Source organism: Bradyrhizobium murdochi, assembly GCF_000472965.1.
Classification (GTDB): domain Bacteria; phylum Pseudomonadota; class Alphaproteobacteria; order Rhizobiales; family Xanthobacteraceae; genus Bradyrhizobium; species Bradyrhizobium murdochi.
Map to the genome: position 1 here is coordinate 818,849 of NZ_AXAU01000001.1, position 12,327 is coordinate 831,175.

General features: G+C 64.0%; 11 protein-coding genes. 4 read left to right on the top strand and 7 right to left on the bottom strand.

The genetic code is table 11. The features are described from left to right. Positions 1-83: 83 nt before the first annotated feature. Positions 84-1,277: a cystathionine beta-lyase gene (gene metC / locus YUO_RS0104150; RefSeq protein WP_028346155.1), complete on the top strand. Its 1,194-nt coding sequence runs from the start codon at positions 84-86 to the stop codon at positions 1,275-1,277. Here metC and thrS read toward each other — a convergent pair. The 7 genes from thrS to YUO_RS0104185 form a co-directional block, all read right to left on the bottom strand. Beyond that, positions 1,274-2,512, bottom strand: a complete 1,239-nt coding sequence (thrS, locus tag YUO_RS39705) for a threonine--tRNA ligase (protein ID WP_051379211.1) — start codon at positions 2,510-2,512, stop codon at positions 1,274-1,276. The two genes, metC and thrS, sit on opposite strands and share 4 nt — an antisense overlap. Positions 2,513-2,808: 296 nt before the next feature. Beyond that, the gene (locus tag YUO_RS0104160; protein ID WP_028346156.1) at positions 2,809-3,840 is read right to left on the bottom strand and encodes a 4-hydroxythreonine-4-phosphate dehydrogenase PdxA; all 1,032 of its coding nucleotides are present in this window, start codon (positions 3,838-3,840) and stop codon (positions 2,809-2,811) included. Next, positions 3,837-5,363 carry a tripartite tricarboxylate transporter permease gene (locus tag YUO_RS0104165; RefSeq protein WP_028346157.1) on the bottom strand — a complete coding sequence of 509 codons (1,527 nt, stop codon included), beginning with the start codon at positions 5,361-5,363 and terminating at the stop codon, positions 3,837-3,839. Before YUO_RS0104165 ends, YUO_RS0104160 begins: the two co-directional genes overlap by 4 nt. A gap of 11 nt (positions 5,364-5,374) precedes the next feature. After that, on the bottom strand, positions 5,375-5,857 hold the full coding sequence (locus YUO_RS0104170) for a tripartite tricarboxylate transporter TctB family protein (RefSeq protein ID WP_028346158.1): 483 nt from the start codon (positions 5,855-5,857) through the stop codon (positions 5,375-5,377). A gap of 10 nt (positions 5,858-5,867) precedes the next feature. Beyond that, positions 5,868-6,860 (bottom strand): Bug family tripartite tricarboxylate transporter substrate binding protein, encoded by a 993-nt coding sequence (locus YUO_RS0104175; RefSeq protein WP_028346159.1) that lies wholly within the window; start codon positions 6,858-6,860, stop codon positions 5,868-5,870. A 52-nt stretch (positions 6,861-6,912) separates the two neighbouring features. Beyond that, on the bottom strand, positions 6,913-8,166 hold the full coding sequence (locus YUO_RS0104180; RefSeq protein WP_028346160.1) for a CaiB/BaiF CoA transferase family protein: 1,254 nt from the start codon (positions 8,164-8,166) through the stop codon (positions 6,913-6,915). Between the two features lie 8 nt (positions 8,167-8,174). Further along, positions 8,175-8,975 carry an enoyl-CoA hydratase/isomerase family protein gene (locus YUO_RS0104185; protein WP_028346161.1) on the bottom strand — a complete coding sequence of 267 codons (801 nt, stop codon included), beginning with the start codon at positions 8,973-8,975 and terminating at the stop codon, positions 8,175-8,177. A gap of 123 nt (positions 8,976-9,098) precedes the next feature. Here YUO_RS0104185 and YUO_RS0104190 point away from each other — a divergent pair, with 123 nt between their 5' ends. The 3 genes from YUO_RS0104190 (at position 9,099) to YUO_RS0104200 (ending at position 12,321) form a co-directional block, all read left to right on the top strand. Continuing rightward, positions 9,099-9,761, top strand: coding sequence for a GntR family transcriptional regulator (locus YUO_RS0104190; protein ID WP_156908467.1), 663 nt, complete (start codon positions 9,099-9,101; stop codon positions 9,759-9,761). A gap of 278 nt (positions 9,762-10,039) precedes the next feature. Further along, positions 10,040-10,834, top strand: coding sequence for a Flp pilus assembly protein CpaB (gene cpaB, locus YUO_RS0104195; protein ID WP_028346163.1), 795 nt, complete (start codon positions 10,040-10,042; stop codon positions 10,832-10,834). A 17-nt stretch (positions 10,835-10,851) separates the two neighbouring features. Then, positions 10,852-12,321, top strand: a complete 1,470-nt coding sequence (locus YUO_RS0104200) for a type II and III secretion system protein family protein (protein ID WP_035725850.1) — start codon at positions 10,852-10,854, stop codon at positions 12,319-12,321. The last annotated feature ends 6 nt before the right edge of the window (positions 12,322-12,327 follow it).

Consider the following 12,327-nt stretch of genomic DNA (forward strand, 5'->3'; position numbering starts at 1 on the left):
GCACCCGGTCTCGACCCGCCGCTCGCCAGTGTTTTCGCGATCAAGTTGTGGCTGCGGCATAACGTCTTGGATAATGCAAACGCATGAGCTTTTCGCACGACGGTTCGTCCAACCCGCAAAGACCCGAAACCAGACTGGTCACGGCGGGCCGCGACACCAAGGGACAAAGGGGGTTTGTCAATCCGGCGGTGTACCACGGGTCGACCGTGCTCTATCCGACCGCCGAGGACCTGCACGCCCACCGTGCCGAATTCTCATACGGGCGTCACGGGAGCCCGACCACACTGGCGCTGCAGGACGTGCTGATGTCGCTGGAAGGGCCGCAATGCGCCGGTGTCGGCCTGGCGCCGTCGGGCCTTGCCGCAATCAGCACCGCCCTGCTGTCGGTCTTGAAGGCCGGCGATCATCTGCTGGTGACCGATAACGTCTACCGGCCGTCGCGCAACTTCTGCAACGGCATGCTGGCCCGTTACGGCGTCGAGGTCGGCTATTTCGACCCGCTGATCGGCGCCCGGATCGAGGAACTGTTCAAACCGAACACCAGGGCGGTGCTGGTCGAGGCGCCCGGCTCGCAATCGTTTGAAATGAGCGACATTCCCGCCATCGCTGAAGTCGCGCATGCAAGGGACGCGCTCGTCATCGACGACAACACCTGGGCGACGCCACTGTTTCACCGCTCGCTCGACCAGGGCGTCGACATCAGCATGCAGGCCGCCACCAAGTATATCGGCGGCCATTCCGACATCATGTTCGGCACGATTTCGGCGAATGCAAAAGCCTGGCCGCTGCTCACCGAGGGTATCCGCCTGCTCGGCGTCTGCGCCGGACCCGACGACGTATTCCTGGCGCTGCGCGGCACCCGCACGCTGTCGGTGCGGCTCGCGCAGCATTATCGCTCGGGCCTGGAAATGGCGCGCTGGCTCGCCGGCCGGCCAGAAGTCCTGCAGGTCTTGCATCCGGCGCTCGAAAGCCATCCCGGCCACGCGATCTGGAAGCGCGACTTCACCGGCGCATCCGGCCTGTTCAGCATCGTGCTGAAGCCGGTGCCGCAGAAGGCGGTCGATGCCCTGCTCGATGCGGTCAGGCTGTTCGGCATGGGCTATTCGTGGGGCGGCTTCGAAAGCCTCATCATCCCCTTTGACTGCGATCCCTACCGCACCGCGACCAAATGGTCTCCCGGCGGGCCGACGCTGCGGCTCCATATCGGCCTGGAGAATGTCGACGACCTCAAGGCCGATCTCGAGCGCGGTTTTGCGGCATTGAAGGCGGCCACCTAGGGCGTGAAGCCATAAGCTCGAGCGTCCAGGGCTTCAGCCGCAAGAGCGCCCGGCCGGGCCCTCGCCTGCAGGCGGGACACCGCCTCGGCCAGAGGAACGTCGGCCTGTGAGCCGTCGCGCTCGCGCAGGGTTACCCGGCCGTCCCTCATCTCGCGCCCGCCGACGATAGCCATCACCGGCACTGCCATTTCATGGGCCGCCACGATGCGCCGCGAAAGGGTATCGGCGCCGTCATAGGCAACGGCCCGGATTCCGGCATCCTCGAAAGCCGACAGCACGTCCGCGCCGTATCCGGCCTGGTCTTTCGAGATCGGCGCAACCGCGACCTGGTCTGGCGACAGCCAGAACGGAAGCACGCCGCCGTGGTGCTCGAGCAGGATCGCGATCATGCGGCCGAGCGATCCGAAGATGGCGTGGTGGATCATCAGGGGCCTCGCGCGGCTGCCGTCCGGGGCGACGTAGGACGCCTCGAGCCGCTGCGGCAGCACGCCGTCGACCTGCACGGTGCCGCACTGCCAGGATCGTCCCAGCCGGTCGCGCAGCGCGAATTCCAGCTTTGGTCCGTAGAACGCACCTTCGCCGGGGTTGATCTGAGGCACGAGGCCGCATTGCCGCGCGGCATCGCCGAGCTTCGCCTCCGACCAGTCCCAGACCGCATCGTCGCCAGCACGCACCGCCGGCCGCGTCGCCAGCGCCACCTCGTAGTCGGGAAAACCGAGCTCCCGGTAGACCTCGTCCAGCAGGGCGATGAAGCACGCGACTTCGCCCTCCACGTCCTCCTCGCGGCAGAACACATGAGCGTCGTCCTGCTCGAAGGCGCGTGTCCGCATGATGCCGTGGAGCGAACCGGACGGCTCATTGCGGTGGCAAGCGCCGAACTCGGCATAGCGGATCGGAAGCTCCCGCCACGAGCGCAGCCCCTTGTTGAAGATCTGCACGTGGCACGGGCACGACATCGGTTTCAGCGCCATCGCCAGTTCGCCGTCGTCGACCCGGAACATATGCTCGCCGAACTTGTCCCAGTGCCCGCTGCGGCCCCAGAACTCCTTTGGTAGAAGCTGCGGTGTCCGGACCTCGGCATAGCCGGCTTGGCGCATCTTGCGCCGGACATAGTCCTCCAGCACCCGGTAGACCGCGTAGCCGCGCGGATGCCAGAACACCATGCCCGGCGCATCTTCCTGAAGGTGCCAGAGTTTGAGCTTCACGCCGAGATTTCTGTGGTCGACATCGTCCATTGCTGTATTCCTTGTGACGGGAAAAAGCGCGGACGGGCACCATCAAAAACCAGAAAAGGCCCCGTCCGTCGCCGGCGGGGCCTTTTCTGCGTGAAGTACGCTTGTCTCTAGCGCGCGCAACCAGCAGGCGATCCGCCGTAAGCGGTCGCGGTCAATGCGGCTGACTGAAGCTTCTTCATGCGCTGTATATGGCGGTAAAACGCTCAGGCGTCAACGCCAGCAGCCTAGCGTTCGTCAAGCTCGCATCCATTCGCACCTGGCTGTGTGCTAATGAGTCCGAGGCCGAGGCCGGCGCTTCACGCCACCCGATTTCGCAACCCGGCCGTATCAGCCATCTCAGCCGCGAGCAACAAGGCCGCGCGGCTGGCGCCAACCGAGGCGACGCCCTGGCCGGCGATGTCATAGGCCGTGCCATGCGCCGGCGTGCAGATCGGAAACGGGAAGCCGCCGAGAATTGTCACTCCGCGATCGAAGCCCATCAGCTTCATCGCGATCTGGCCCTGGTCGTGGTACATCGTCAGCACCGCGTCGAAGGCCCCGTTCTTGGCGCGCAGGAAAACCGTATCGGCCGGAAACGGCCCTTCCGCCGCTATTCCTTCGGCCCGGCCGGCCATGACCGCGGGCTCGATCACATCGATCTCCTCGCGTCCGAAATTGCCGCCGTCACCGGCATGCGGGTTGAGACCAGCCACCGCGATACGGGGCTCGGCAAAGCCGGCCTGTCGCATGCAGGCATTGGTCAGTTTCAGCGCGCGATGAATACGTTCGACGGAGAGACGCGAGGCCACATCCTTGAGCGCGATGTGCGAGGTGACGCGGGCATTCCAGAGCCTGTCGAGCACGTTGAATTCGCTGGCTGGCGTTTTCAGGCCGGCGACCTCGGCGGAGAACGCGATCTCGTCGTCATACTCCGCGCGCGCGAGCCGCATCGCCTTCTTGTTGAACGGCGTGAAGCAGACGGCGTCGGCCTGCCCGTCACGCGCCAGCGTGAGCGCGCGACGATAATTCTCCAGCGCGAACGCGCCACCGGCCTGGCTCGCGACACCACGTTCGACGGTCGCGGGATCGAGATGGCCAAGGTCCATAAAAGCGGCGTCACTGCCGATTGTTCGCGGGTCCCCAGATGGCGCTACATTTGGCAGGTCCGTCCTGACGCCGGCCACGCGCGCGCCTTCGTCGAAAACGCGGCGGTCTCCGATCACGATCAGGCGTGCGCGGGAAAGGATTTCATCGAGGCAGGCGAGTTTTGCGGTCAACTCCGGGCTGATACCGGCGGGGTCTCCCATCGCCAGCGCGATCACCGGCTTGCCGGGGTTATGCAGCTTCATATGGTCCTCACCTTTTCATCAGCGGCTTCCTCCGGCTTTCGCAGCAGACGCACGATCTGCAGGGCGAGCGGAAGCAGCAGCAACGCCATCCCGGCCAGAACGAGGGTCGTCACCAGCCGGTTCGCAAAGAATATCCCGAGCGATCCCTTCGACATCAGCATGGCCTGCCGGAACGCGTCCTCAGCCTTGTCGCCGATCACGATCGCAAGCACCAACGGAGCCAACGGATAATGCAGCTTCTTGAAGAGATAGCCGACGACACCGAAGCCGAGCATCAAGACGACGTCGAGAAAGGAGTTCGAGACCGAATAGGCGCCCACCACGCAGATGATGACGATCAGGGGAGCGATGACGGCGAAGGGAATGCGCATCAGGGCGGCGAACACGGGAACGGTGAGCAGCACGAGCGCAACCGCAACGATGTTGCCGACATACATCGAGGCGATCAGCCCCCAGACGAAATCCTTCTGGTCGACGAACAGCATCGGTCCGGGATTCAATCCCCAGATCATCAGCCCGCCCATCATGACAGCAGCCGTAGCCGAGCCGGGAATGCCGAGCGAGAGCATCGGCAATAGCGCGCTGGTGCCGGCGGCGTGGTCGGCGGTCTCGGGCGCGACGATGCCCTCGGCCTCGCCGGTGCCGAAATGCGCGCCATTGCGCGAGAAGCGCTTGGCGATACCATAGCTCATGAAGGAAGCCGCGGTCGGACCGCCCGGCGTAATGCCCATCCAGCAGCCGATGGCGGCGCTGCGCAGCAACGCAATGCCATGCTGCGGCAGACGCCCCAGCGCCCGGAAGACTTCCTTCCAGTCCACCCTCGACGATACCGCGCGGGCCTGAAACTCCTCCTCCACCGCAATCAGCAACTCGCCGATGCCGAACAGCCCCATCACGGCTACGACGAAGCTGACGCCCTTCACCAGTTCGTCGATACCCATGGTGAGCCGCACGCTGCCCGAGACCGTATCGATTCCGATCGCGGCGATGGCAAAGCCGATCGCGAGTGCCACCACCGTCTTGATCGGCGCCGCACCGCCCATGCCGACGAAACTGGCGAAGGCGAGGAAATAGACCGCGAAATATTCGGGCGGTCCGAAGGCGAGCGCCACCTGCGCCACCCACGAAGCCAGAAACGTAATCAGGACAACGCCGACAAGGGCGCCGAACGCCGCGGAACCGAAAGCGGTGGCCAGCGCCGTCGTCGGCCTGCCGTCGCGCGCCATCGGATAGCCGTCGAAGGTGGTGGCGACCGACGAAGGTTCGCCCGGGATGTTGAACAGGATCGACGTCACCGAACCGCCGAACAACGCGCCCCAATACATGCTCGAAAGCAGGATGATCGCCGACACCGGCTGCATGCCGAAGGTCAGCGGCAGCAATAGCGACACTCCGTTTGGCGCACCAAGGCCAGGCAGAACGCCGACGAGAATGCCGAGCAGAACGCCGATCACCATCAGCGTCAGGTGCGGAACGGTGACCGCGATGGTGAAACCGTGCAGCAGCGATTGAAGATTTTCCATCGCCCGTCCCTTCAGAAACCGAACGCGGCGGCGAGCGCGCCGTGCGGCAGCGACACCTGGAACATGCGCTCGAACACGACGTAAAGCGCAAGCGGCGTGGCCGCGGCGATGACAAGTGCGCGCAGGACCGATTGCCGTTTCGGCAACGCCAGCACCGCAAAAACGTAGCCTGCCGAGGCGAGATACATTCCAACCATTGGAATGACGGCGACGAAAATCGCGGCTGGAACGAACAATCCCGCGAGGCGGCGCAACTCGGATGGCGTTATGGCTGTCCTGACCATTGCGAGGGTGCCGCGCCCAATGGCGCCCTGCCCCATGTTGTAAAGGCTGCCGAGCACGATGATGATGCCGGTCAGGAACGGAAACGTGCCGGCATCGACGCCGGCGCTCGACCAGCCGATGCCGTTGTCGATGCTGGAAACAATGACAACGACGCCAAAGAGCCCAGTCAGCGCCGCGGCGGCTATCTCGAGCGCGCGTCGTGATATCATCGGTCCGGCCCTACTTCACCAGCCAGCCCTGTTCGCCCGCGACCTGCTTTACATGTTCGAGGTCCTGCTTGATGAAGTTGTCGAGCGCAGGGCCGGTCAGGAAGGTATCAACCTGCGAGGTCTTTTCGATGTAATCCTTCCATTCCGGCGTCGCCTGCACCTTCTTCAACAGATCGACGTAGAACGCCGCCTGCTCCGGGCTGACCTTGCCGGGCAGCCACACCGTGCGCGGCTGCTCATATTGTGAAATCGCAAGCCCTTGCTCGACACAGGTCGGCACGTCGCTCCAGCCTTCTGACGTCGTGACCTTCGGCCCTTGCGGCAACCGCTTCGGGCTGAACGCGCAAAGCGGACGCTGGGTGCTGCCGCGCCATTGCCCAAGGCTCTCGGAGGGATTGTTGACGTGGGCATCGATATGGCCGCCGGCCAGTTGCACGGCAGCCTCCGCGCCGCTCTTGAAGGGGATGTAGGTGAATTTGACGCGCGCCGCCTTCTCGATCATCCGCGTCAGCACCTCGTCGGTGTCCTTGGACTGCGCGCCGCCCATCTTGAACTCGGTCGCGGCCGCCGCCTTGAGAAAGTCGCCCGCCGTCTTGTAGGGCGCGTCCTCTTTCACCCATAGCAGGAACTCGTCCTGCGCCATCGCGGCGATCGGGGTGAGATCGGTGTAGTTGAAGGCGACCTTGGAGACGAGCGGTTGCTGCCACGCGTTCGAGGTACCAAAGATCACCTTGTAGGGATCGCCGGCGGACGCCTTGCCGTAGACATAGCCTTCCGCCCCGCTGCCGCCGCCCTTGTTGACGACCACGATCGGCTGATCGGTCAGTTTGTACTTGGTGACGATGCTCTGGACGGCGCGCGCAAGATTGTCGGTGCCGCCGCCCGGTCCCGCCGTTGCGACGAACTCGATCGGCTTCTGCGGCTGCCAGGCCGCGGTGGCCGGAAGCGCGCCCGCGAGCATGAAAGCCGTCGTGGACAGCAGCAGTTTTGACGTGATCTTCATGGTTTCCTCCCCGTAGGCATTTTTTGTTGTCGTTCGTATTCTCGTTTTCTCGTCAGGCGACCTGCTCCTTGCGGCCGGCCGAGGCGGCAACGATCGCACCCTCCCGCTCGAACGTGTCGATCTGCGCCTGATCAAAACCATGTTCGCGCAGCACCTCGCGCGTATGCTCGCCATAAACAGGCGCGCCCGAACGCACCTTGCCTGGGGTCGCCGAGAATTTGACCGGCAGCCCGATCGTCTTCACCGGCCCGAGCGTCGAATGTTCGACCTCAACCACCATCTCGCGCGCGAGCGTCTGCGGATCGCTGAGCGCTTCCAGCATGTCGTGCACGGGGCCGCAGGGCACGCCCTTCTCGTCAAGTGCCGCCAGCCAATGCGCCCGCGTCTGTTTGCGGAAACGCCCGCTCAATTCGGCTTCGAGCTCCTTCAGATTCGCCATGCGGTCGGAGCCGTTGACGAAGCGCGGGTCGGAAGCCAGTTCCAGCGCGCCAAGCGCTTCCAGCATCAATAGCCAGTGCTTCTTGTTGGCGCCGCCTACCACGAGCCAGCCATCGGATGCCTCGAACGCCTGATACGGTGCGTTGAGCGGATGGGCCGAGCCCATGGCGCGCGGCGCCATGTTGCTGGCGAGCGCAATGGTCGACTGCCAATAGGTCTGCACCAGCGCCGCCTCGTAGAGCGAGGTCTCCACCCATTGCCCTTCACCGGTCTTGAGCCGGTGCGAATAGGCGGCCAGGATCCCCATGCTGGCGAGGAGTCCGGCCGTGATATCGGACAGCGGCGGGCCGCATTTGACCGGCGGACCATCCGGCCGTTCGCCCGTGAAACTCATGATTCCGCTCATCGCCTGGGCGACCAGATCGAAACCCCGGCGATGCTTGTACGGGCCGGTTCGGCCGAAACCGGAGAGCGAGCAATAGATCAGCGCTGGAAAATCCCGATGCAGCTCCTCATAGCCGAAGCCTAACCGTTCCATCGCGCCCGGCGCGAAATTCTCGACCAGCACGTCGGCATCAGCGATCAGCCGCCGCAGCACTTCCTTGCCGCCTGCGGTCTTCAGGTCGAGCACGATGCCCCGCTTGTTGCGGTTCATCATCAGAAAAGAGGCCGCCTCGTCGCCGATCTTCGGTGGCACCGAGTGCCGCGTGTCGTCGCCATTTGGCCATTTCTCGACCTTGATGACATCGGCGCCCATGTCGGCGAGCATCAGCGTGCAGGTCGGTCCCGCCATCACATGGGTGAGATCGATGACCTTGAGGCCGGCAAGCGGCCCCGAACGCGGCGTCGTGTCGTTGTGAAGGGACATGCGGGCTCCTATTGGCCGCGCCATTGCGGCGCGCGCTTGGTGAGAAACGCGTCGAGCCCTTCACGGAAATCCTGGCTGGTGTAGCACATCAGGATGAGGTCCTCGCCCTCCTCGCGCGTCAGCCGTTTCTGCAGCCGGGCGACTGCCTGCTTGGTCGCGCTCAGCGTCAGCGGCGCGTTGCCGGCAACAAGCCGTGCGATCTCGTCGGCGCGCCTGTCGAGCGCGGCCAGATCATCGACGACCTCGTTGAGCAGGCCCACCGAGGCCGCCTCCTCGGCTTCCACAAGCCGTGCGGTGAAGATCAGATCCTTGACGCGCGCCGGGCCGATCAACGCGGCGATGCGGCTGACATTCGACATCGACAGGCAGTTGCCGAGCGTGCGCGCGATCGGAAACCCGATCCGCGTGCTCCGGGTGCCGATGCGTAGGTCACAGCAGGCCGCGATTCCCGCGCCGCCGCCGGTGCAGCCGCCATTAATGGCGGCAATGGTCGGCACCCGACATGTTTCGAGAATGCCGAGCACTCGGTCTATGCGGTTCTCGTAGTCGAGTCCGTCCTGCGGCACCTTGAAGGCCCGGAACTGGTTGATGTCGGTGCCCGCGGCAAACGCCTTGTCGCCGGCTCCCCGCAGCAGCAGCACCTTGATCGCATGGTCGCGGTTGGCGCGCTCGCAGATCTCGGCCAGCCGCTCGTACATCGCGAAGGTGAAGGCGTTGCGCGCCTGCGGTCTGTTGAAGGTTATCCGGCCGATACCGTCATCGAGAGCAAACAGGAGGTCATCCTCCCCTGCAGTCGCGTCCTGATCCATGCTGCCGGCCCTTTCTTAATCGACCTTAACCAATTCTGAATGCAAAAATACGGTTTATCAAGCTGGAACTAGAAAAATCCCGGTGATATAACCATTTTTGCATTCAAATTGGATCTTTACGGGATGCTTCATGAGGAAGTCGTAGGCCGCGTCCGCGCCATGTTGCTCGATGGCGAGATCCCGCCGGGCGCACGGATTCCCGAGCGCGACCTCTGTGAAAAGCTGCAGATCTCGCGCACGCCGCTGCGCGAAGCCCTCAAGGTGCTCGCCGCCGAGGGCCTGGTTCAATTGCTGCCGAACCGCGGCTCGCGCGCGGCCAGGCTGACTGACAAGGACATGCGCGACCTGTTCGAGGTGTGCCAGGGGCTCGAAGCGCTGGCCGGGGAGCTCGCCTGCGAGCGCATCACGGATGCCGAGGTCGCCGAGGTCGCCGCCGTCCACGCCGCGATGGTTCGGCACTACGGCGATCGCGACCTTCTCCAATACTACCGCTGCAACCGCACCATCCACGAGGCGATCATCGCCGCGGCCGGCAACCCGGTGCTATCGGGCCTATATGAATCCGTCACGGCCCGCATTCGGCGTGCGCGCTACGTCACGCCGATGACACCGCGGCGCTGGGCGCTGGCGGTGCAGGAGCACGAAGCGATCCTCAATGCACTCCAGCGCCGCGACGGCGTGGGGCTGTCGCATATCCTGCGCGCGCATCTGCGGCACAAGCGCGAGGAAGTCTTGCAGGCCGGCTTCGCGGAGACCGAACCGCAAAATGAGGCTCGCGCGTCATAGCAGCGTCTTGCCTGACGCTAATTCTCATCCGAAGCGCCCGTCCATCTCTACCCGCATCGGCCCGTTGCTGCGCCCACGCCGACACGACTCCGGGTTTTTGCGGAGCGGTTTTTCAAAACGATAACCACCCGTTCACCATGACGGCGAATCCCGCCGTGCGATCGACCAAATAATTCAACCCTCAAGTTCCCTTATACCTTTGATGCCTAGTCATACCTCCGGGGATGGCTGCCATTGCCGTGCAGTTGGGGCCTCCCTGCGTAAGAGTAGTAAAGCGTATGAACATCGCACGTGTCGTCGTTCTGACCATCGCATTGAGTGCCGGCGGCGTTGCCGCCTATCTCGCCCGTGGCACCGAAGAACAACCCCGCCCGGCGACCGAACCGGTCGCTCAGTTGCCGACGGTGGAAATCCTGGTCACGAAGTCCGACATCGGGCTCGGCCAGCCGGTCAAGGCCGAGGATCTGCAATGGCAGGCCTGGCCGGCCGCGACCGCCGGCAGCAATCTGATCAACCGCGCCAGCAAGGCCGAAGCTATCAACGAAATCGCCGGCTCGATCGCGCGCAGCCCGTTTTTCGCTGGCGAGCCGATCCGCGAACAGAAACTGGTCAAGGCCAATGGCTCCGGCTTCATGGCAGCCATCCTGCCGACCGGCTCGCGGGCGCTCTCAACCGAGATCTCGCCGGAAACCGGCGCCGGCGGGTTCATTCTGCCCAACGACCGTGTCGACGTCATCCTCTCCAAGCGTGAAAAGAATCCAGACGGCAAGGGACCCGACGTCGTCCTATCGGAAATCATTCTCTCCAACATCCGCGTGCTGGCGATCGATCAGGCGCCGAAGGAAAAAGAGGGCAGCAACTCCCTCGTCGGCCGCACCGCCACACTCGAACTGAAGCCCGAGCAGGCCGAGACGCTGGCGCGCGCGCGCCAGACCGGCACGCTGTCGCTCGCGTTGCGCAGCATCACCGATGCGGCGGCCGAAGGCCGCTCCGAGGAACCGGCTCAAAAACGAAGCGAGAGCGTCAACGTGGTTCGCTACGGGGTCGCCAATCAAACGACGGCACAGAAGTGACCGAAAGGACGCCTGAAATGACGTTTGGGGAAAATCAGTCAGCGATGCGAACCGTGGCGGTGCGCACCCTGTTATTGTCGGCCGTCGCCGCGCTGACGCTCGGGCCGCTGCTGCCCGTGGTCGCAGCCGAGTCCGAGAAGGATCCGGTGACGACGTCTGCCATCGGCCCGGTCAAGATGCGCTTCCTATCGCTGGGCATCGGCAAGTCGGTTGTCGTCGACCTGCCGCGCGATGTGAAGGATGTGCTGGTCGCGGACCCAAAGATCGCCAACGCCGTCATTCGCTCCCCGCAACGCGCCTATATCATCGGCGGCGCCGTCGGCCAGACCAACGTGGTGTTTTTCGACGGCGACGGCCAGCAGATCGCCTCCTACGACATCGCAGTCAAGCGTGATCTCAACGGTGTGCGCGCCGCGCTGCGGCAGTCGTTGCCGGGGATTCAGATCGAGGGCGTCGGCGACAGCGTGTTGCTCACCGGCTCGGTTTCGAGCCCGGTCGAAGCCCAGCAGGCCGGCGAGATCGCCGCGCGGCTGGTTGGCGGATCCGAGAAGGTCGTCAACTCGATCGTCGTTCGCGGCCGCGACCAGGTGATGTTGAAGGTCACTGTTGCGGAAGTCCGGCGGGACATCATCAAGCAATTGGGTATCGATCTCAGTGCCAACATGAATTACGGCACCGCGGCGGTCGTTTTCAGAAATAACAATCCATTCACCGCCAACAGCGCACCGCTCGTTCCCGACAACGGCTTGCTCGGGGCGGCTTTGAACAAAGCTGGTGTGCCAACGGTCACCGCAACCCTGCGCGCGATGGAGAGCGCAGGTGTGGTGCGGACGCTGGCGGAGCCAAATCTGACGACGATCTCCGGCGAGTCCGCGACATTTATTTCAGGCGGCGAATTTCCCATTCCGACCGGCGTGAGCTGCCAAACATCAACGACTGGTGTCATTTCGGGATGCGTCCAGACCGTCAGTTTCAAGAAATTCGGCATCTCGCTCAACTTCACGCCGGTGGTGCTCACGGAGGGGCGGATCAGCCTGAGGGTGATGACCGAAGTGTCGGAAGTCTCGACCGAAAACGCTTTGCAGGGCGGTGCCGGCGGAACAACGATTCCCTCGATCAAGACGCGTCGCGCGGAAACCACGCTGGAAATTCCGTCCGGAGGCTCGATCGCGATGGCGGGACTGATCCAGGAACAAACCAAGCAGGCCATCAACGGATTGCCCGGCGTGGACCAGATACCGATTTTTGGACAGCTTTTCAGGAGCCAGGACTACGTCAACCACCAGACCGAGCTGATGGTCATCGTGACGCCCTACGTCGTGCGCGCGGTCGCGCAAAAGGAACTGTCGCGGCCCGACGACGGGTTTGCGCCGGCATCCGACTCCCAATCCGCGCTGCTCGGGCGCATCAACCGGATCTATGGCGTCGCCGCCCGCGACGAGCCGGCCGCGGCCTATCCGGCCAATTTCGGCTTCATTATTGACTGACGAAGC

Coding starts and splice junctions, on each gene's coding strand:
- metC (WP_028346155.1), top strand. CDS start 84: ATGAGCTTTTCGCACGACGGTTCGTCCAACCCGCAAAGACCCGAAACC.
- thrS (WP_051379211.1), bottom strand. CDS start 2,512: ATGGACGATGTCGACCACAGAAATCTCGGCGTGAAGCTCAAACTCTGG.
- YUO_RS0104160 (WP_028346156.1), bottom strand. CDS start 3,840: ATGAAGCTGCATAACCCCGGCAAGCCGGTGATCGCGCTGGCGATGGGA.
- YUO_RS0104165 (WP_028346157.1), bottom strand. CDS start 5,363: ATGGAAAATCTTCAATCGCTGCTGCACGGTTTCACCATCGCGGTCACC.
- YUO_RS0104170 (WP_028346158.1), bottom strand. CDS start 5,857: ATGATATCACGACGCGCGCTCGAGATAGCCGCCGCGGCGCTGACTGGG.
- YUO_RS0104175 (WP_028346159.1), bottom strand. CDS start 6,860: ATGAAGATCACGTCAAAACTGCTGCTGTCCACGACGGCTTTCATGCTC.
- YUO_RS0104180 (WP_028346160.1), bottom strand. CDS start 8,166: ATGTCCCTTCACAACGACACGACGCCGCGTTCGGGGCCGCTTGCCGGC.
- YUO_RS0104185 (WP_028346161.1), bottom strand. CDS start 8,975: ATGGATCAGGACGCGACTGCAGGGGAGGATGACCTCCTGTTTGCTCTC.
- YUO_RS0104190 (WP_156908467.1), top strand. CDS start 9,099: ATGCTTCATGAGGAAGTCGTAGGCCGCGTCCGCGCCATGTTGCTCGAT.
- cpaB (WP_028346163.1), top strand. CDS start 10,040: ATGAACATCGCACGTGTCGTCGTTCTGACCATCGCATTGAGTGCCGGC.
- YUO_RS0104200 (WP_035725850.1), top strand. CDS start 10,852: ATGACGTTTGGGGAAAATCAGTCAGCGATGCGAACCGTGGCGGTGCGC.